Below are 18,019 nucleotides of genomic sequence, written 5' to 3'. Positions count from 1 at the left end.
GTAGACTGCCGGGCCCATGTCGGTCTTCCTCGATGCGTGCCGCGGCAAGCCTACTCCCTACACGCCCGTGTGGCTCATGCGGCAGGCGGGGAGATACCAACCTTCGTACCGCGCGATCCGCGAGAAGGTCTCGTTCCTCGAGCTCTGTCACGACCCCGATCTCTGCGCGCAGGTCGCGCTCCGCGCGGTCGACGATCTCGGGGTCGACGCGGCGATCGTGTTCGCCGACATCCTGCTCGTGCTCGAGCCGCTCGGCATCGGCTTCGAGTTCACGAAGGACGACGGCCCGCGCATCGAGCGCCCCGTGCGACTCGCCTCGGACGTCGATCGCGTGTCGCCGTCGATCGATGCGAACGCGTCGCTCGGCTACGTGATGGAGTCGGTGCGCCGCACCAAGAAGGCGCTCGCGGGGCGCGTGCCCCTGATCGGGTTCTCGGGCGCGCCGTTCACGCTCGCGTCGTACGTCATCGAGGGCGGCGGCTCGCGCGAGTACTCGCAGACCAAGCGCTTCATGTACGCCGACGAAGGCGCGTGGCACGAGCTGATGCGGCGGCTCTCGAGCGCGATCACGGCGTACCTCCTCGCGCAGATCGATGCGGGCGCCGAGGCGGTCCAGCTCTTCGACTCGTGGGTCGGCGCGCTCGGGCCCGACGACTACGCGCGCTACGTGCAGCCCCACGTCGCGTCGATCTTCGCCGCGCTCGGGGATCGCGTGCCCGCGATCCACTTCGGCACCGGCAACCCCGCGCTCTATCCGCTCATGAAGCAGGCGGGGGGTCACGTGATCGGGCTCGATCAGCGCTGCGAGCTGGGCTCGACGTGGCGCGCGCTCGGCGACGTCGCGGTCCAGGGCAACATGGATCCCATCGCGCTGCTCGCGCCGCGCGAGGTGATGATCGAGAAGGCGAATGCGGTGCTGCGCGCCGCGGGTGGTCGTCCCGGTCACGTGTTCAACCTCGGCCACGGTGTGGTCCCGCAGGTCGATCTCGCGCAGGCGCGCGCGCTCGTCGATCACGTGCACGAGGCGTCTTCGCGATGAGCGCGCGCGGCGCGCGGCGGGTGATCGTCGTCGGCGCCGGGATCAGCGGCCTCGCGGCCGCGTTCCGACTGCTCGAGCAGGATCCGTCGATCGAGCTCGAGGTGCTCGAGGGCGGCGCGCGCCCCGGCGGATGGCTGCGCACCGAGGAGCGCGACGGGTTCGTGATCGAGCTCGGGCCCGACTCGATCCTCACCGAGAAGCCGCACGCGCTCTCGCTCGTGAAGCGCCTCGGGATCGAGGATCGCGTCGTCTCCACGAACGCCGCGAAGCGCGGCGCGTACGTCGTCTCGGGAGGACGCCTCGTGCGCATCCCCGAGGGCTTCTCGATGATGGCGCCGGTCGATCCGTTCGCGTTCCTCGCGTCGCAGGTCGTCTCGCCGAGCGCGAAGATGCGCGCCGGGCTCGAGGTGGTCGTGCCGCCCCGGCGCGCGAGAGAGGGCGAGGAGAGCCTCGCGCGCTTCGTGCGTCGTCGCTTCGGCGCCGAGCTGCTCGAGCGGCTCGCGCAGCCGATGATCTCGGGCATCTACGGCAGCGACGCCGAGACGCTCTCGCTCGAGGCGACGATGCCACGCTTCACGCGCATGGAGCGCGAGCGCGGCAGCGTGACCCGCGCGATGCGCGCCGCAGCGACGAGCACGAAGAAGCAGGATGCGGCGAGCGGTGCGCGCTACGGGCTCTTCATCGGCTTCGATCGCGGCATGCAGGTGATGATCGACGCGCTGGTGCGCGCGATCGGTCCGCGGCTCCGCACGAATTCACCGGTGCGCGCGATCGAGCGCCACGGGGAAGGGTGGCGCGTGGTGCTCGAGTCGGACGAGGCCCGCGAGTGCGACGCGGTGGTGCTCGCGGTCGCGTCGCACCGCATCGCGTCGATGCTGCGCGAGGTCGACGGTGCGCTCGCCGACGGGCTCGACGCGATCCCCCACGGCTCGGCCGCGACGGTCACGTTCGCGTGGCGCGAGAGCGAGGTGCCGCACCCGCTCGATGCGTTCGGCTTCGTGGTGCCCGCGGTGGAGCGTCGCTCGATCCTCGCATCGACGTGGGCGAGCACGAAGTGGCCGAACCGCGCGCCCGCGGGATGGGCGCTGATCCGCGCCTTCGTCGGCGGATTGCACGATCCCGACGCCGCGGATCGCGACGACGACGCGCTGGTGCGCAGCGCACGCCGCGAGCTCCGCGCGCTGATGGGCATCGAGGCGAGCCCCGCGTTCACCAAGGTGATGCGCTACCCGCGCGCGATGCCGGTCTACCAGGTGGGGCACATCGCGCGCGTGGAGGCGATCGAAGCGCGCGCGTCGCGTCACGAGCGGCTCGGGCTCGCGGGCAACGGCATGCGCGGCGTCGGCATCCCCGACGCGATCGCGAGCGGTGAGCGCGCGGCGGAGCGCGTGCTCGCGTCGGTGCGCGGCGCGTGAGCCTCTGGCGTCGTCTCTTCGGGCGTCGCGATCTCGCGCTCGAAGAGGCGCGCGCGGCGATCGAGCGCGGCGCGCACGAGGACGCGTGGAACGCGGCGCTGCGCTCGAAGAGCGTCGACGCGCGCCGCATCGCGTCGCGCGCGGCGCGTGCGCGCGGGATGATCGAGCTCGCGGTGCGCCTCGATCGCGCGGCCGACGATCCCGCCGACACCGAGCGACTCTTCGATCTCGCGGGCGCGCTCGCGCGCCAGGGCGAGCTCGACGCGGCGATCACGACGCTCGAGGACGCGCTCGCGATGTCGCCCTTCGACGCGGTGCTGCGCTCCGAGCTCGCGATCCTCCTCGCGCGCGCGGCGCGTCCCGCGGAGAGCGCCGCGACGCTCGCGCTGCACCCGTGCCTCGCCGACGATCCCGGCGCCCTCTTCCAGTTCGCGTGGAGCAGCCTGCTCGCGGGCGATCATCGCGCCGCGCGCGAGTGCGTCCCGCAGCTCGCGGAGCACGACGACGCGCACCCGCTCGCGATGGTCCTCGAGGCCGCGCTCGATCGCGCCGACGCGGTGCCACCGCCACGCGATCTGCGCGACTGGCTCTTCGTCGAGCACGGTGCGCTGCTGCTCGACGGGAGCGCTCCGCGCGCGCCCGTCGATCCCGATCACGTCGCGCGCATCCTCACCCCGAGCGTCGTCGCCTCGCTCGACGCGCTCGACGATCGCCCGCGCCGCATCATCACCACCGATCGCGCCGTCGCGACGGAGCTCGCGACACGCCTCGACGTCGAGCTCGTCACCGCGCGCGCCGGCATCCCCGAAGGCCTGCTCGTCGTGCGCGACGCGCGCGAGCTCGAGCCGCTCCTCGCCCACGTCGCGACCCATGCCTCCGTGCGCACGCTCGCATGGACCCTCGACACGTCATCCAGCGCGATCGTCCCCGACCTGGTCGGCACGGTCGTCCACCGCACCGCGCGCGCGCCCGAGCTCGCATCGCCTGCCGATCTCGAGCGCTACGTCACCGCGCGCCGCGCGCTCCTCACCACCGCGCGCATCCCGCGCCCGTTCGTCCCCGACGCCCCGCTGGCGTGGTGACCTAGAAGTGCAGCCCCAGCTGCGCGAACCCACGCGCCTGCGCGCCGATCGCGTCGCCGTCCTGCGTCGGGCAGAACTCGTTGGGCGGGCACTCGAGCGAGTTGATCGGCTGCCGCGTCATGTTCAGCACGTCGAGGCTCGCGCCGACGCCGAGCGTCAGCCACCACGTGATGAAGAAGTCGAGGCCGATCGCGCCGTCGAGCATCCACCCGTACACCGTCGTCTGGCTCGCGCGCGCGTCCGTGTAGTTCGCGCTGCCCATCCATGCGTAGCCCGCGCCGAGGCGGATCCACGGCTCGATGATCGGCGTCGGCAGCCGGAACTGCACCTCGCCGCCGACCGTGCCGATCTCGAACCCCGGATAGCTCGCGAGCGTCGCCCGCGCGCCCATCGCGAAGAAGAACACGCGGAAGCCGAGCCCGACGCCGACCATCGGCCCGACGCCCGTGACCTCTTCGAAGCCGTCGACCGTCGTGCCGTCGGGCGCGCTGAAGTTGTCCTGCTGGAACGCGATCAGATCGACGTACGAGACGCCACCCTCGACCTCGAGCCAAATGAAGTCGGCCTTGCGCCCGTCGTCCTCTTCGTTGACGGGCACCTCTTCTTCCTCTGCCGGGGGACGGCGCTCTCGCACCGGCGCGCTCGAAGGATCACCTCCGCGCGTGATGGTCGCGGTCGAGCCGCTCGTCTCCGAGCGTGTGTGCTCGGTGCGCGCCGGCGGCGTCGTGCTCGGGCTCGACGTCGGCGCCGTCGTGGTGGTCCCGCCTCCGCCCGTCGTCCCTCCGCCTTCCTGCGCCTCTGCGCTCGCTGGAACCAGGCTCGGCAGCAGGACCATCGCGAGCACGACCGGAGCGAACGAGCTCGAGCGCATGCGGACTCCTTGGCAGAAGAAGCTACGAGGGCGCGTTCTCGCCGTCGGCGTTCTCGGCAAACGCAGCGTCGTTCTCGACGAACGCGCTCGGTCCGGCGATGCGGTACGCGCCGTCGAGCCAGTTGCCGAGGTCGATGAGCTTGCAGCGCGCGGAGCAGAACGGGTGCGTCGGGTTCTGGTCCGGCGCCGGCAACGCGCGATGACAGATGGGACAGCTCGGGGTCATCGAAGAACGCGACCCGATCCTAGCACGCCCTGCCGAGCGATCCTCGCACGGCGAGCGACCCGCCTTTGATAGACTCCCGCGTCGATGACGTCGACGGAGAGCCAGCCGTCCCCCGCCCCCGCGCTCGAGGTGATGGCTGCGGCCGACAAGGACATCGGCGGTCGCGAGCACGACGAGGACGGCTTCCTTCTGCGCCCGGATCTCGCGCTGTTCGCGGTCGCCGACGGTGCCGGCGGAGAGAACGCGGGCAACGTCGCGAGCAGCATCGCGCTCGCGAGCCTCGCGCGTCACTTCGAGGCCACCCAGAAGAGCGCGCGCACCACCCAGACCTTCGATCGCCTCGGACTGCCGCTCCTCGCGCGGCGGCTCTCCGCGGGCATCCACCGCGCGAGCCGCGAGGTGCTCGAGATCGCGCGCTCCGCCGATCGATACCGCGGCATGGGCACGACGATGGTCGCGCTCGCGCCCGACCTCGAGACCGCGGTGCTGCACGTCGCGCACGTCGGCGACTCGCGCTGCTATCGCCTCCGCGCCGGGCGTCTCGAGCTGCTCACGCAGGATCACTCGCTCGCGCAGGACGTGCTCGAGCTCTCGCCCGAGATCGACGAGGACAAGGCCGCGAAGCTCCCGCAGAACGTGATCACGCGCGCCCTCGGGATGAGCGAGACGGTGCGCGTCTCGGTGCGCTCGTTCGACCTCGCGCTCGGCGACGTGTTCGTGCTCTGCACCGATGGCCTGACGGACGTGCTCTCCGACGAGGAGATCGCGGAGACGCTGCTCACCACGAACAGCGTGCGCGGTCAGGTCTCGGCGCTGCTCGGGCGCGCGAAGGCCGCGCCCGCCGACGACAACGTCGCGATCGCGGTGGTCCGCTTCGACGCGCTCCCCGGCGCGCTCGCGGTGCCCAAGCGCCACGCCACGCGCCCGCACCCGACGCGCCCGCCGAGCGGTGCGCCGCCGCGCGCGACGTTGCCTGGCGACAGCTGGCACGACCCCGAGATCGTCGTGCTCGAGAACGAGCCCGACGACGACGAGCCCGCGCTCCACATCGTCCCCGCGAGCGTGCCGCCCGGCATGCTCGACGCGCTCCACGACGTGGTCCTCCCGCGTCCTCGCCCGCGCAAGCGCTTCCCGCGCCCCGAGCCCGAGGGTGAGCCGCGCGCGCGCGCCGACGAAGACGCCCAGGACGCCGAGCCGCCGGCGCTCACGCTGGTCGACGACGACGACGACTGAGAGTGTGTCCGAGATCGGCTCGCGAGCACTCCAGCGGGACCGGCGTGTGACATGATGCGCGCCTCGTGACCCGCACCCTCGTCGACATCCCGAGCACCCTCCTCGATCCACGCACCGGCGCGCCCGCGTTCGGCTCCTATCGCGGCGCGTTCCGCCGCACCGAGGTCGGCGCGCTCTCGCGCGATCGCTTCGAGCGGCTCGCCACCGAGAAGCGCTGGTTCTGGGGCTCGATCACCCAGCCCGATCGCATGATCGCGTTCGCGATCGTCGACCTCGGGTACGCCGCGAGCGCGTTCACGTTCGTGTGGGAAGCGGGGCGCGGTCTGGTCGTCGATCGCTCGCTCGTCGGCGTGCCGCGCCTCTGCCGGGTGCGCTCCACGAAGGACGCGCGCATCGACGCGCGGTTCGTGCATCCGCGCGGCTCGCTGCGGGTGCGTGCGCGCGACGGAGAGCCCGGCATCGAGGTCGCGATCGAGCTGCCCGATCTCGAGGTGCACGCGACGCTCGACGAGCGCGGCGCGCCGCCCGCGCTCACCGCGGTCGCGCCGGTCCCGCGGGGCGTGGTGAACACCACCGAGAAGCGCGCGCTGATGGCGGTGCGTGGTGCCGCGCTGATCGCAGGACGTCGCGTCTCGCTCGACGACGCGCTCGGCGGATACGATCACACCCACGGCCTGCTCGCGCGCCGCACCCAGTGGAACTGGGCGTTCGCGATGGGCCGTGCCCAGAGCGGCGAGCGCGTGGCGTTCAACCTGGTGCAGGGCTTCGTCGGCGAGCCCGAGTGCGCGCTGTGGATCGACGGCGCGCTCGCGCCGCTGCCCGAGGGGCGCTTCGAATTCGATCGCGACGCGTACGATCGTGCGTGGCGCATCACCACGCCGGACGGCGCGGTCGATCTCGCGTTCGAGGTCTCGGGCATCCACCGCGAGGACCTCGATCTGCGCCTCGTGAAGTCGCGCTTCGTGCAGCCCTCGGGCACGTTCCGCGGCGCCGTTCGCGCGGGCGATCGCACGCTCGTGATCGAGAACGTGCCCGGCGTGGTCGAGGACCAAGACGTCCTCTGGTGAGCGCGTCGGGCGTGCGAACGCCTGTGGTACACCTTCGGCGCTCATGGATGTCGTCAAGCCGCTCCCGCTGACGCGCGACGAGCTGCCGGAGTCGCTGCGGCGCTTCGGCGATCCGCAGGCACCGACTCCGGCGCGCACGATGGCGGCGCGCGGCCTGGTCCCGCTCAAGGGCGGCGACCTCGTGATGCTGCTCCTGCAGCTCGCGGCGGATCCCGCGCCCGAGATCGCCGAGAGCGCGCGCGGCACGCTCGAGAAGCTCCCGCCCGAGGTGCTCGACGCGGCGTGCGATGCGCCGATGCCCGCGCCCTTCCTCGACGCGCTCGCGGATCGCATCGCGGAGAGCAGCGATCGCCTCGAGCGCATCGTCGCGAACGCCGCGACCGCCGACGCGACGGTCGCGCGCATCGCGCGCACCTGCCCCGAGCGGGTGTGCGAGCGCATCGCGCTCAACGAGCAGCGCGTGCTCGGCGCGCCCGCGATCATCGAGGCGCTCTACAAGAACCGCAGCACGCGCATGTCGACGGTCGATCGCCTCGTCGAGCTCGCGGCGCGTCACGGCGTCGAGCTCGAGGGTGTCCACACGTACCAGGCGCACGTCGAGGCGATCCAGGGCCAGCTCCTGCCCGAGCCGAGCGACGAGCCGCTCCCCGGCGATCAGATGTTCGGCGAGGCGCTCTCCGAGGATCGCGACGCCGAGGCGATCGATCAGGACGCGGTCGAGGGCACCGAGGCGGTGAAGGACGAGTTCCGCCCGCTCTCGCTGCGCATCGCGCAGATGACGCTGCAGGAGAAGCTGCGCCTCACGCTCGTCGGCAACGCCGCGGCGCGCGCGCTCCTCGTGCGCGACTCGAACCGCATCGTCGCGATGGCCGCGATCGCCTCGCCGATGACCACCGAGGCCGAGGCCTCGGGCATCGCGAACAGCCGTCAGGTGCCCGAGGAAGTGCTGCGCTTCATCGGCAACAAGCGCGAGTGGCTGGGCAACTACGAGGTGAAGAAGGCCCTCGTGTTCAACCCGAAGACGCCGGTCGGCATCGCGATGAAGTTCCTGTCGCACTTGCAGATCGGCGACCTGCGCACGCTGGCGCGGAGCCGAGGAGTCTCCGCCGCGGTGAAGACCGCAGCCGCGCAGCGCGTCGCGAAGAAGGGCAGTGGCTGATCATGTCGTTCCTCAAGAGGATGTTCGGTGGTGCGAGCGCGGAGGACGAGCGTCGCGAGGGCGATCGCCTCTGGGGCGCGAAGGACTTCTTCCAGGCGCGCCAGGCCTACGAGCGCGCGATCGAGAAGGCGAAGGGCGGGGGCGAGCTGCGCGAGCACTGCGAGGCGCGGCTCGTCGCGTGCGCCGATGCGATGGCCGAGGCGCGCATCGAGGAGGCCGAGGCGCTGCGCCGCGACGGACAGATCGAGATCGCGCGTGGTGAGCTCTCGACCGCGATCGATCTCGCGCGCAGCCCGAAGGTGCGCGAGCGCGCGCGCCGCGCGATGGAGATGCTCGAGCGGCGCGACGCCGTGGAGCAGGCGACTGCGGTGCCCGAGCTCACCGACGACGAGCGCTGGGCGGTGATCGCGGGCAACTGGGACGAGGCGCAGCTCGACGAGCTCGACGCGCACGGCGACGAGGGGCGCGCCGCGATCCTCGCGGTGCACGCGGTCGCCGACGAGACCGACGTCGAGCAGCAGAAGGTGCGCGCGAAGAGCGCGCGCGCGGTGCTCGAGCGCCTGGTCGAGTCGGACGCCGACGCGGTCTACCTCTGGCTCGAGGTCGGGCGCGCACGTTTGATCGACGGCGACGAAGAGGGCGGCGCGAAGGCGCTCGGCGCGTTCCTCGAGCGCGTGGGCGAGGACGGCAACGCCGATGCGCGCCTCGCTGCGCACGTCGCGCTCGCCGCGCTCGCCGACAAGCAGGGCGACGAGGAGAAGGCGATCGAGTGGCTCCAGCAGGGCATCGACGTGATGCCCGGAGATCCGCGCCCGTTCCTGCAGCTCGGCGTGTACCTGCGGCAGAAGGGCCACGCCGAGGAGGCGGTCGAGGTGCTCGAGACCGCGATCGAGCTGATGGACGAGGATCGCCCGAGCTGGGAGGCGTTCCAGGAGCTCGGCCTCGCGAAGCGCGACGCGGGCCACGACGCCGAGGCGATCGACCTGCTCGAGAAGGTGCTTCGCTTCTTCGTGGCGCGCTCGCGCCTCGACTTCCCTTCGTCGACCGCGCGGCCGCTCGCCGAGCTGCACGAGAAGGCAGGTCGTCTCGAGCGCGCCGCCGATCTCTATCGCGGCCTCGCCAACGGCAGCGATCGCGCGAACCACCTCGCGTACCACCGCGACGCCGCGCGCGTGCTGACCGAGCTCGGCCTGCTCGCCGAGGCGCGTCGCATGCTGACGCGCGCTGCTGCGCTCGCGGAAGGGCAGCCCGAGATCCTCGCCGACGTCGAGGCGAAGATCGCGAAGCTCGACGAGCAGCTGGGGTGAGCGCCACCGTTCGTCCCCGAGGGGCTGCGCGCGGCGCGAGTGCGACGATGGCACTGGCAGTGCCACCGTGGCACTGGCTCGGAGGCTGAGATGCGCATCCGATGGGGCCCGCTCGCGATCGCGACGTGTGGCGCGCTCGGCGCGGCGCTCGCGGCGTCGCTCGGACTGTGGGAGCCGGGGTGGGGCGTCGCCGCGGCGTTCCCGCTGCTCGTGGGCGCGCTCGGCGCAGGCGTGGTGCGCGATCCCGACGGGCCCGAGGTGCACCTCTTCCTCGGGGCCGCGATGGCGTTCACCGCCGGGTTCCTGATCGTCGGCGTCGCGCTCGGCACGAGCGAGCTCGATCGGCTCTCGACCCGCGCGAGCGCAGGCGCGGAGCAGATCGTCGCCGACGAGGTCGCGCGCATGCGCGAGAGCACGCGACCGAAGTGGGTCGTCATCGGCAGCGCGCTCCCGATCGGCGGGGCCGCGCTGCTGTGGCGACGTCGCGCGCTGCGGCGATCGCGCTGAGGTCCGCTCGCGCCGGACCGGTGCACCGTCAGCGGTCGAGGGTGCCGGAGGCGACGCGCTTCGATCTATGCTGGTGCGATGTCCGAAGCCGCGGTCCGTACCGAGGACGAGGCGCTGTCCTCCGCAGAGGTCCCGACGAGCACGACGACCTCGGTCGGCTCGCGCACCGCGGCGACGGCCGAGGCCGCGCTGCGCAGCGTGAGCGGCGGGCTGCAGGAGGCGACGCGCCGCTTCGACGCCGAGCGTGAGGACTGGCAGCGCTTCCTCGCGCGCTCCGAGCTGCCCGACGTGCGCGGCGAGGATCCGATCGCGGAGCTCGCGGTGCGCATCGATCGCGAGGCGGACTTCTGGCGCAGCGTGGCGGTGCGCGCGATGCGTCCCGGCGCGTCGCGCAGCATCGCGGTCGGCGCGACGCTGGTGGGGCTCACCGGCGGGCTCGGCCTCTCGTTGCTGGGCGGCATCCGCGGGCTCTTCGGCACCGATGCGACCGCGGGCCAGCTCTGGGCGGCAGCGGGCGCGCTCGCGCTCGGCGTGGCGCTCGCGCTCGCGGCGGCAGCGTGGCTCGATCGCACCGCGGCGCGCTCTGCGGGCGAGGCGCTCGCGCGCGCCGATGCAGCCGAGAAGCGCCTCCAGCGCATCGCCGCGCTGCTCGCGCTGCGCCGTGCCGACGCGAGCGCGTTCCGCGACGCGCTGGAGCGCCTCGAGCGAGGCTGACACCTCGTTCGTGCTAAGGTCGCTTCGCGATGCAGATCCGCGGGATCACGAAGACGGACTACGACCATGTCGTGTCGGTCCTCGATCGTTGGTGGGGCGGGCCATCGCGCGAGCAGGCGCACCCGATCTTCTTCTACGAGCTCGGCGAGCACGCGCTGATCGCGGACGACGAGGGCGAGGTCATCGGGTTCCTGCTCGGGTTCCTCGCACCGAGCGCGGGCGGCGACGTGCCGCACACCGCGTACGTGCACCTCGTCGGCATCCACCCCGAGCACCGTCGCCGCGGCGTGGGCAAGCGGCTCTACGAGGTGTTCGTCGAGCGCGCCCGTCAGGCGGGCGCGCAGCGCGTGAAGGCGATCACGAACGTCGGCAACGAGGGCTCGATCGAGTTCCACCGCGCGCTCGGCTTCGCCGTCGTCGAGGACCACGACTACGCGGGCCCGAACCGCACGCGCATCGTCTTCACGAAGATGCTCTGAGTTTGCCCGGGGGGCTCCGCGCTGGGCTTTCCCCGGGAACTCCGCCCCCTCTCGACCCGGCCGCTTCGCGCTGCGCGCGGGGCCCCAGCCCCGCTTGCTCGGGCGCCGGGTTCGTGCCGGCACGCGCCGCCGCACTTGCAGGCGCCATCGCACTCGCACGCGCGGTCGCCGCACGCGCACGCGCCGCCTCACCCGCGCCGCCGCACTCGCCCGCGCCGCCGCACTCGCAGCCGCCCGCGCCGCCGCACTCGCCCGCGCCGCTGCACCCGCACCCGCCCGCGCCGCCGCCCGCGCCGTCGCACCCGCACTCGCACGCGCACTCGCCCGCGCCGCCGCACTCGCCCGCGCCGCCGCACCCGCGCCCCGCCTTCCGCGCTTGGATCCGCTCGCGTCGCGGACTAGCATCGCGCGTCGAGCGGGGAGAGAGATCGGAACATGGCCTACTCCGGTGCGAGCACGGCGCGCCAAGCGCGCGAGAACCTCAGCAAGGCGCTGGCCGCCCTCCAGGAGGACCCGAACATCCCGCCCGACGTGCTCGCGGTCGCGCAGAACATCGCGCAGGCAGTGGGCGCGCTCTTCGAGGCGGAGCGCGCGTCGTCGGAGCCCGATGGCAAGGCGAGCGTGAAGAGCGCGCTCGGGTTCGTGAGCCAGACGCTCGCGCTGCTCCAGGAGGTCCGCGGCCAGCACGCGGGCGTGGGCACCGCGACCGAGGCGATCGCGCAGACGCTCTCGATGCTGTTCCCGCTGAGCACGCAGCCCTCGCGCGTCCCGCCGCCGAGCGCACAGGCGCAGCCCGCGTACGCGCCGCCGCCCGCTGCGGTGCCCGTCGTGACCGGCTCGCCGATCACCGACGCGAACACGACCATCCGCGACGAGGTCGCGCCCTCGCACGGCGCCGGCTTCACCGCGCCGATCCCCGCGCCCGCCGCGTCGGCGCCGCAGGGAGGCTTCACGCCGCCGGTCGCGGCGCCGCGCACGTCCGCACCGGCCCCCGCCGAGCCGAGCTATCGCGGCGACGTCCCGCGCGAGGCGCTCGAGGTCAACATCGGCGCGACCACCGAGTCGAACTTCTACGTCGGGTTCTCGGGCGAGATCGCCGAGGGCGGCGTGTTCGCCGCGACCTACAACATCTTCCAGCGCGGCACGAAGATCCGCGCGCTGATCACGCTGCCCGGCAACTTCGAGCACACGATCCTCGGCACCGTGCGCTTCGTGCGCGACCCGATGGACATGATGTCGGAGAGCGAGCCCGGCATGGGCATCCAGTTCGAGTCGCTCGATCACGAAGCGCGCGAGCTGATCCTGCGCTTCATCCGCAAGCGCCCGCCGATGTTCTACGACGAGTGATCCGCGCTTGAGCGATCGAGCGCGGCGCAAGGAGCTCCGGAAGGCTGGTGTCGCGGCCGCCCGTGACGCTCGCACCGTGCTCGCCGAGGCGATCGCGGTGCTCGATGCCGAGGTCGCATCGACCGAGCTCGGGCGCGCGATCGCGGCGCGCGTGACGGTCGCGGTCGCGGCGCTCTATCGCGCCGAGATCGGAGAGCCCGAGGCCGTGCGTGATCGCCTGGTCGACGCCGCGACGGTGCTGGGCGATGCGCTCGCCGCGCTGCACGCCCCCGGCGCGACGGCGCTGCTCGACCGTGCGGGGCCCTTGGTCGCGCGGAGCCTCGCGATCCTGCACCCGGCGCGCGCCGAGCTCGAGCGTGCGCTGCGCGAGGTGCCTCCGAGCGCGACGCCGCCCTCGAACGCACCCGAGGCGCTCACCGCGCCCGTGCCCCGAGGTTTGCCGCGCGACGAGCGCAGGAACGCGCCGCGGGTGCGCATCGAGGGCGCGATCGGCGCGCAGAGCGGCGCCACGTTCGTCGCGGGCGAGGCGAGCGATCTCTCGACCGGTGGGCTCTTCGTCGCGACCGGCGATCCGCTGCCGATCGGCACCGAGCTCACGCTCGGGCTCCTGCTGCCCGACGGCCATCGCGTGGTGGTCGACGCCGTCGTGAGCTGGGTGCGCGGACCGCACGACGGACGCGCCGAGGGGATGGGCGTGCGCTTCCTGCGCGTGTCGCGCGAGGACGCGGCCGCGATCGCGCGCCACGCGGAGTGACTACGCGAGGATCTCGTCCTGCGGCGCGGTGCCGTCGGGCGACTTCACCGCGTGGCTCAGCGCGATCACCTCGACCAGCACCGCACGGTAGATGTGATCGAAGGCCTCGAGGTCGGGATCTTCGCCCGCCTGCGAGAGCGCCTGCTCGAGGTGGTGCTGCACGAAGTGCAGGAGCACCGGCTGGCCCATCGCGACGACGTCGTCGCTCTCCATCACCTCGGCGGGATCGTTCGCGCGCAGCTCCTCGTCGGCGGCGAGCGTGTCGATCGCGAGCTTCAGGTTCGTCTCGTCGACTTCGGTGAGACGCGTGGGGAACGCCTCGCGGAACGCCATGTAGACGGTCACGACGAGGAAGTAGCCGAGCGACTGCGCGAGGTCGTCGGTGCGGCTCGACACCTGCTCGCCGAGCCACGATGCGAGCGCGGGCTGCTTGCGATCCATCTCGCGATACGTCGCGTCGAGCATCTCCTGCAGCTCTTCGCCCTCTTCGCCGAGCTGTTCTTCGACGCCGGAGATGGCGACCTCGTCCACGACCGCGTGGCGTGGAACGGGACGCAGCGCGGCCTTGAGCACGAAGCGCACGGAGGCAGCATAGCGCGGTCGTCGGCCGACGCGCCCGATCGATCTGCGTGCGCTCCGCGACGTCGCACGCCAGGGGCTGACTACAGCCGCTCGCGCTTCTGGAGCTCGCGCTCGACGCGCGCCGCTGCTTCGGCTGCGATCTCCTCGGCCTCGCTCGTCTCGACGCGGACCTTCGGTCCGCGCTTCGCGACGATCTCGCGGAACACGTAGTGGACGATCCCGTCCGCATCGACCTCGACCGACACGCGCGCCCCGTCCGCCATCGCGGTGAGCGTCGCGTCCGCTTCTTCGAGCCCGAGGTGCAGCTCCTTCGCGACGTCGGTCGCGGTGAGCTCGCCGCCGCGCAGCTCCGCGAGCCCGAGGATGCGCCGCTCGAGCTGCGCCTTGCGGCGCTCGCGCGCGCGAGTCTCCACGCGCGCGGCCTGGCTCATCGCGGTGATCCCGCTGATCCCGAGCGCCGCCGCCACGACCATCATGAGCACGATCGGCGCGCCCGGCGCCACGAAGCCCGCGGCGCCCGCGACGAGGCCCGCCGCGACCAGCATCACGCCCGCGAGGCGCACCAGACGAGCGAGCGCGCGGCTCGCAGGATCGACCCCGGCCACCGTGAGCTGCTCGACGCGCGTCGGACCCTCGTCGCCGAGCACCGTCGTGCCCGGACCGACCTGCCGCGCGCCACCACACGCGACGCACACGTAGCCCGCGCCCTTGCGCCGCACCGCCGCGATCGCGTTGCAGTGCGGGCAGCGGTTCGCCTCGCCGAAGACGCGCCCGCAGCCCGGGCATCGCGCTGCGCCCGCGGGGACCGCGGTGCCGCACGTGGGGCACTTGGTGGGCGCGTCGCTCATCCCTTCAACGCACGACGACGCCGGTCGCGTCGATCGAGAGCGACGACGCCGTCGCGAGCGCGCCCTCGGACTCGAGGTGCGCGCGCATGTCGGGGCTGAGCGCCTGCACCGCGACGCGGCCTTCGATCGTCGCGGCGCGTCCCGCGACGTCGCGCGGAAGGAAGAACGCGTGGCCCGCCATCGGGACCCGCACCGCGGGCGCGTTCTCGCCGCGCAGCTCCATCCAGCAGCCCATCGCCTGGCAGACGCGCTCGATCGTGCCCTCGGTGCGCACCACCTGGCCCGCGTAGCGATCGGGGCTCGTGGTGATGTCGGAGAGCGCGACCACCGGCGCCTCGCCGAGCTCCGCGCCGAAGAGGCGCGCGCCGTCGTCCATCACGCGGGTGGGGCGAGGACCGCTCGGCGCAGCAGGAGCTTCGGCATGCTGCGCGGCGGCCTCGTGGTGGGCCTCGTGGTGCTCGCCCGCGCCCTCGAAGCTCGGCTCGTTGCCGCCACACCCGATCATCGCCAGCGCGATCACTGCCGTCTTCAGAAGACCAGCCGCGCCCAGAACACCACCGCGCATCGTTCTCCTCGTCCTCACGCGTCGCAGACGCCGAGCAGCTTGTTCATGCTCGCTTCGTCCGCCGGCGTGAACTCGTACTGATCGAACTCGTCCGACGTGACCCAGCGGTACGCGTGCACCGCGAGCGCCTGGAGATCCGCCGGGCCACGCACCGTGCACTCGTAGAGCGTGAGCTCCACGCGGTAGTGCTCGTAGTCCCAGACCGTCTCCGAGATCCACTCGCCCACCTCGGAGTCGACGCCCAGGCGCTCGAGCAGCTCGCGCCGGAGCGCCTCGCTGTCGGTCTCGCCGGCCTCGACCTTGCCGCCGGGGAACTCCCAGAGGAGCGGGAGCACCGCGTTGGGCCTCCGCTGCGTGATGAGGTAGCGGCCGTTGCGCTCGACGACGGCTGCGACGACGCGGATGGTTCTGCGCGGCTCGGACATGGTTCTCGGCGTCTCGGCGGCTCGACCGTCGGCGCCGGGCGAGACGGGCGGGTATACCACTTCCGTGCGCTTCCTGTATCTCGGGCTGCCGCTCGGCGCGACCGTGCTGCTCCGCGCGGGCCACGTGCCGGTCGCGTGCGTGATCGGCCATCCCGACGCGCCGGGCATGCCCCGGCTGCGGCGGAGGCTGCCGCGCGAGACGCTCCTGCTCGGGCGTCCTTCGCTCTCCGATCCCGCGGTGCGCGACGCGCTGCTGAGCACCCGCTACGACGCGCTGCTCTCGTGGTTCTGGCCGAAGCGCATCCCGATCGAGCTGATCCGGGCGGCGCCGCGCGGCGCGTTCGGGGTGCATCCCTCGCTGCTCCCCCGATGGCGCGGGCCCGATCCGTACTTCCACGCGATCGCAGCCGGGGATCACACGACCGGCGTGTCGCTGCACCGGCTCGAGGCCGACTACGACACCGGCGCGGTGATCGCGCGGGTGAGCGTGCCGATCCGCGACGACGACACCGCGTGGACGCTCGCGCGGCGGCTCGATCGGCCCTCGCTCGGGCTGCTCGTCACCTGCGCGGACGTGCTCGACGCGGGGCTCTCGCTCGGCGGTGAGGCGCAGGATCCGGCGCTCGTGACCGAAGCGCCGCCGCCCGGCGAGGAGGAGCTCGCGCTCCGCTTCGTGGACGAGGACGCCGACGCGCTCTGCCGTCGCGTGCGCGCCGCGGCGCCCGAGCCCGGCGCGAGCGCGCTGCTCGAGGAGACGCTGGTCACGGTGCAGCGCGCCCGACCGTGGCGAGGCGCGTTCCCGAGCGCGCTGCGCGCAGGCGAGGCGTTCGTCGCGCCCGAGGGCGTCGTGGTGCGGGCGCGATCGGGCGGGGTGCTGCTCGAGCGCGTGCGCGTCGAGGACGACGACGAGGTCCTCGAGGGCGCCGAGATCGCGCAGCTGCTGGGCTAGTCAGCGCGTCGCGGGGTAGGTCGAGACGACGCGCTTCTCGGGGCGCTCGACCGAGAGCACCGGGCTCGTCACGAGATCGCGGCCGCCCGCGTGGAAGAAGATCGACTCGCCGACGCCCGGCTGACCGAGGTTCGGCAGGATCCCGCCTGCGCGCGTGAATTTCAGCCCGCCGTGCACGCGCTGGCGCAGCGCGAGGTGCCCGCGGAGCCACTCGCCACTGCGGCGATCGCGCACCGCCACGCAGACGTCGCGGCGGACGTGGTACTCGGTGTTGCGCGTCACGAAGACCTTGTGGATACGACGCTCGGCCTGGACCATTGCGCTCTCGGACATGCGGACGACCTCCTGAGCGTCTTCGAGACTACGCATCCCACATCGACCCACCAAGTTCTCGACACGTGATCCCGCTGCTCCTCGCCGAAGGCAACGTCACCTCGCCCGCTCGCACACCCTGGGGCGGGCATCGGATCGCGCGCGTGCTCAAGCACGGGCGCATCGACGAGCACGTGCGCATCGGCGAGTCGTGGGAGCTCTCGGCGGGGCCCGAGCTTCCCTCGCGGCTCGACACCGATGCGCGCACGCTCGCCGACGTGCTCGGTGCCGCGCCCGCGCTCCTCGGTCGCGAGGCGTCGCGCGGAGGCACCGCGCTGCTCGTGAAGGTCCTCGACGCCGCGGAGCCGCTCTCGGTGCAGATCCATCCGAGCGACGACTACGCACGGCTCGCGGAGGGTGAGTCGGGCAAGCCGGAGAGCTGGTACGTCGAGCACGCGGAGGAGGGCGCGGGGATCTTCCTCGGGCTCGCGCCGCACGCGACGCGCGATGCGGTCGCGCGTGCGATCGCCGAGGGCGAGGATCTGTCGGCGCTGCTCTCGTTCGTGCCGGTCTCGGAGGGCGACTTCGTGCTGGTGCAGGCGGGCACACCGCACGCGATCGGCGCGGGCGTGACGCTGGTCGAGCCCCAGCGCGTGCTGCCGGGGCGGCGCGGCGTGACCTATCGCTACTGGGACTGGAACCGCCGCTACGACGCGGACGGGCGCGTCGATCCGAAGGGCGCGCCGCGCGCCCTCCACGTCGACGACGCGCTCGCGGTGACCGACTGGAGCGCACCGCGCGGCGATGCGTTCCTGGCGCGGGCACGACGTCGCGCGGGCGCGCCGGAGCTCGCGGGCGCGCCGCGGCTCGAGGCGCTCGCGGGTGCGCGCGACGCCGCGCTGACGTCGGATGCGCTCGAGGTGTGGCGCGTCTCGGGCACCGGTGCGCTGGTGCTCCCGCCGCACGATGCGCTGCGCTCGATCACGGTGCTCGCGGGGCGCGTCGAGATCGGCGATCTCGAGATCGTGCAGGGACGCACCGCGGCGCTGCCCGCGACGCGCGATGCGCAGCCGATCACGCTCGATCGTGCGTGCGCGATCCTCGCGTCCGCGCTCTGAGAAATGTCTCGATCGCGGCG

General features: G+C 73.0%; 21 protein-coding genes. 14 read left to right on the top strand and 7 right to left on the bottom strand.

Translation table 11 applies throughout. The features are described from left to right. Window positions 1–16 precede the first annotated feature (16 nt). Genes hemE through I5071_RS17475 form a run of 3 tightly spaced genes read left to right on the top strand, consistent with a single transcriptional unit; the run spans window position 17 to window position 3,536 of the window. Window positions 17–1,039 (top strand): uroporphyrinogen decarboxylase, encoded by a 1,023-nt coding sequence (hemE, locus tag I5071_RS17485; protein ID WP_236606612.1) that lies wholly within the window; start codon window positions 17–19, stop codon window positions 1,037–1,039. After that, entirely contained in the window at window positions 1,036–2,454 is a 1,419-nt protein-coding gene (hemG, locus tag I5071_RS17480) for a protoporphyrinogen oxidase (protein WP_236606611.1), read from the top strand. The genes hemE and hemG overlap by 4 nt, the downstream gene beginning before the upstream one ends. Next, window positions 2,451–3,536: a tetratricopeptide repeat protein gene (locus I5071_RS17475; RefSeq protein ID WP_236606610.1), complete on the top strand. Its 1,086-nt coding sequence runs from the start codon at window positions 2,451–2,453 to the stop codon at window positions 3,534–3,536. The genes hemG and I5071_RS17475 overlap by 4 nt, the downstream gene beginning before the upstream one ends. A 1-nt stretch (window position 3,537) precedes the next feature. On the opposite strand, the gene I5071_RS17470 is transcribed toward I5071_RS17475, so the two are convergent. Then, window positions 3,538–4,407 carry a hypothetical protein gene (locus I5071_RS17470; protein ID WP_236606609.1) on the bottom strand — a complete coding sequence of 290 codons (870 nt, stop codon included), beginning with the start codon at window positions 4,405–4,407 and terminating at the stop codon, window positions 3,538–3,540. A gap of 22 nt (window positions 4,408–4,429) precedes the next feature. After that, window positions 4,430–4,633, bottom strand: a complete 204-nt coding sequence (locus tag I5071_RS17465) for a DNA gyrase inhibitor YacG (RefSeq protein ID WP_236606608.1) — start codon at window positions 4,631–4,633, stop codon at window positions 4,430–4,432. Between the two features lie 84 nt (window positions 4,634–4,717). On the opposite strand from I5071_RS17465, the gene I5071_RS17460 reads away from it, so the two are divergent. The 9 genes from I5071_RS17460 to I5071_RS17420 all read left to right on the top strand — a co-directional run bounded on the left by I5071_RS17460 (window position 4,718) and on the right by I5071_RS17420 (window position 13,200). Further along, window positions 4,718–5,866, top strand: coding sequence for a PP2C family protein-serine/threonine phosphatase (locus I5071_RS17460; protein WP_236606607.1), 1,149 nt, complete (start codon window positions 4,718–4,720; stop codon window positions 5,864–5,866). Between the two features lie 65 nt (window positions 5,867–5,931). Next, window positions 5,932–6,933, top strand: coding sequence for a DUF2804 domain-containing protein (locus I5071_RS17455; RefSeq protein ID WP_236606606.1), 1,002 nt, complete (start codon window positions 5,932–5,934; stop codon window positions 6,931–6,933). Between the two features lie 43 nt (window positions 6,934–6,976). After that, the gene (locus tag I5071_RS17450; RefSeq protein ID WP_236606605.1) at window positions 6,977–8,092 is read left to right on the top strand and encodes a hypothetical protein; all 1,116 of its coding nucleotides are present in this window, start codon (window positions 6,977–6,979) and stop codon (window positions 8,090–8,092) included. A 2-nt stretch (window positions 8,093–8,094) separates the two neighbouring features. Continuing rightward, window positions 8,095–9,399, top strand: a complete 1,305-nt coding sequence (locus tag I5071_RS17445; protein ID WP_236606604.1) for a hypothetical protein — start codon at window positions 8,095–8,097, stop codon at window positions 9,397–9,399. 90 nt (window positions 9,400–9,489) lie between these two features. Next, window positions 9,490–9,906: a hypothetical protein gene (locus tag I5071_RS17440; RefSeq protein WP_236606603.1), complete on the top strand. Its 417-nt coding sequence runs from the start codon at window positions 9,490–9,492 to the stop codon at window positions 9,904–9,906. Window positions 9,907–9,984: 78 nt separating this feature from the next. Further along, a complete protein-coding gene (locus I5071_RS17435) occupies window positions 9,985–10,620 on the top strand; it encodes a hypothetical protein (RefSeq protein ID WP_236606602.1) in 636 nt (211 codons plus the stop codon). 29 nt (window positions 10,621–10,649) lie between these two features. After that, window positions 10,650–11,099, top strand: coding sequence for a GNAT family N-acetyltransferase (locus I5071_RS17430; RefSeq protein WP_236606601.1), 450 nt, complete (start codon window positions 10,650–10,652; stop codon window positions 11,097–11,099). Window positions 11,100–11,534: 435 nt separating this feature from the next. Further along, window positions 11,535–12,446, top strand: coding sequence for a hypothetical protein (locus I5071_RS17425; RefSeq protein WP_236606600.1), 912 nt, complete (start codon window positions 11,535–11,537; stop codon window positions 12,444–12,446). Window positions 12,447–12,453: 7 nt separating this feature from the next. After that, window positions 12,454–13,200, top strand: a complete 747-nt coding sequence (locus tag I5071_RS17420) for a TIGR02266 family protein (protein ID WP_236606599.1) — start codon at window positions 12,454–12,456, stop codon at window positions 13,198–13,200. On the opposite strand, the gene I5071_RS17415 is transcribed toward I5071_RS17420, so the two are convergent. The 4 genes from I5071_RS17415 to I5071_RS17400 form a co-directional block, all read right to left on the bottom strand. Beyond that, complete coding sequence (locus I5071_RS17415; protein ID WP_236606598.1) at window positions 13,201–13,782, bottom strand: hypothetical protein; 582 nt, start codon at window positions 13,780–13,782, stop codon at window positions 13,201–13,203. A gap of 80 nt (window positions 13,783–13,862) precedes the next feature. Beyond that, the gene (locus I5071_RS17410; protein ID WP_236606597.1) at window positions 13,863–14,630 is read right to left on the bottom strand and encodes a zinc ribbon domain-containing protein; all 768 of its coding nucleotides are present in this window, start codon (window positions 14,628–14,630) and stop codon (window positions 13,863–13,865) included. Between the two features lie 4 nt (window positions 14,631–14,634). Continuing rightward, the gene (locus tag I5071_RS17405) at window positions 14,635–15,195 is read right to left on the bottom strand and encodes a DUF4920 domain-containing protein (RefSeq protein WP_236606596.1); all 561 of its coding nucleotides are present in this window, start codon (window positions 15,193–15,195) and stop codon (window positions 14,635–14,637) included. A gap of 14 nt (window positions 15,196–15,209) precedes the next feature. Beyond that, on the bottom strand, window positions 15,210–15,620 hold the full coding sequence (locus I5071_RS17400) for a (deoxy)nucleoside triphosphate pyrophosphohydrolase (RefSeq protein ID WP_236606595.1): 411 nt from the start codon (window positions 15,618–15,620) through the stop codon (window positions 15,210–15,212). 64 nt (window positions 15,621–15,684) lie between these two features. On the opposite strand from I5071_RS17400, the gene I5071_RS17395 reads away from it, so the two are divergent. After that, window positions 15,685–16,569: a methionyl-tRNA formyltransferase gene (locus I5071_RS17395; RefSeq protein WP_236606594.1), complete on the top strand. Its 885-nt coding sequence runs from the start codon at window positions 15,685–15,687 to the stop codon at window positions 16,567–16,569. On the opposite strand, the gene I5071_RS17390 is transcribed toward I5071_RS17395, so the two are convergent. Further along, entirely contained in the window at window positions 16,570–16,902 is a 333-nt protein-coding gene (locus I5071_RS17390; RefSeq protein WP_236606593.1) for a hypothetical protein, read from the bottom strand. A 65-nt stretch (window positions 16,903–16,967) separates the two neighbouring features. Here I5071_RS17390 and I5071_RS17385 point away from each other — a divergent pair, with 65 nt between their 5' ends. After that, a complete protein-coding gene (locus I5071_RS17385) occupies window positions 16,968–17,999 on the top strand; it encodes a type I phosphomannose isomerase catalytic subunit (RefSeq protein WP_236606592.1) in 1,032 nt (343 codons plus the stop codon). Window positions 18,000–18,019 lie beyond the last annotated feature (20 nt).

This window comes from Sandaracinus amylolyticus (genome assembly GCF_021631985.1).
Classification (GTDB): Bacteria; Myxococcota_A; Polyangia; order Polyangiales; family Sandaracinaceae; genus Sandaracinus; species Sandaracinus amylolyticus_A.
The sequence above is the reverse complement of the archived record's forward strand: the minus strand, read 5'-3'. Positions and strand labels throughout refer to the sequence as shown.

Coding starts and splice junctions, on each gene's coding strand:
- hemE (WP_236606612.1), top strand. CDS start 17: ATGTCGGTCTTCCTCGATGCGTGCCGCGGCAAGCCTACTCCCTACACG.
- hemG (WP_236606611.1), top strand. CDS start 1,036: ATGAGCGCGCGCGGCGCGCGGCGGGTGATCGTCGTCGGCGCCGGGATC.
- I5071_RS17470 (WP_236606609.1), bottom strand. CDS start 4,407: ATGCGCTCGAGCTCGTTCGCTCCGGTCGTGCTCGCGATGGTCCTGCTG.
- I5071_RS17465 (WP_236606608.1), bottom strand. CDS start 4,633: ATGACCCCGAGCTGTCCCATCTGTCATCGCGCGTTGCCGGCGCCGGAC.
- I5071_RS17460 (WP_236606607.1), top strand. CDS start 4,718: ATGACGTCGACGGAGAGCCAGCCGTCCCCCGCCCCCGCGCTCGAGGTG.
- I5071_RS17450 (WP_236606605.1), top strand. CDS start 6,977: ATGGATGTCGTCAAGCCGCTCCCGCTGACGCGCGACGAGCTGCCGGAG.
- I5071_RS17445 (WP_236606604.1), top strand. CDS start 8,095: ATGTCGTTCCTCAAGAGGATGTTCGGTGGTGCGAGCGCGGAGGACGAG.
- I5071_RS17440 (WP_236606603.1), top strand. CDS start 9,490: ATGCGCATCCGATGGGGCCCGCTCGCGATCGCGACGTGTGGCGCGCTC.
- I5071_RS17435 (WP_236606602.1), top strand. CDS start 9,985: ATGTCCGAAGCCGCGGTCCGTACCGAGGACGAGGCGCTGTCCTCCGCA.
- I5071_RS17430 (WP_236606601.1), top strand. CDS start 10,650: ATGCAGATCCGCGGGATCACGAAGACGGACTACGACCATGTCGTGTCG.
- I5071_RS17425 (WP_236606600.1), top strand. CDS start 11,535: ATGGCCTACTCCGGTGCGAGCACGGCGCGCCAAGCGCGCGAGAACCTC.
- I5071_RS17410 (WP_236606597.1), bottom strand. CDS start 14,630: ATGAGCGACGCGCCCACCAAGTGCCCCACGTGCGGCACCGCGGTCCCC.
- I5071_RS17405 (WP_236606596.1), bottom strand. CDS start 15,195: ATGCGCGGTGGTGTTCTGGGCGCGGCTGGTCTTCTGAAGACGGCAGTG.
- I5071_RS17400 (WP_236606595.1), bottom strand. CDS start 15,620: ATGTCCGAGCCGCGCAGAACCATCCGCGTCGTCGCAGCCGTCGTCGAG.
- I5071_RS17390 (WP_236606593.1), bottom strand. CDS start 16,902: ATGTCCGAGAGCGCAATGGTCCAGGCCGAGCGTCGTATCCACAAGGTC.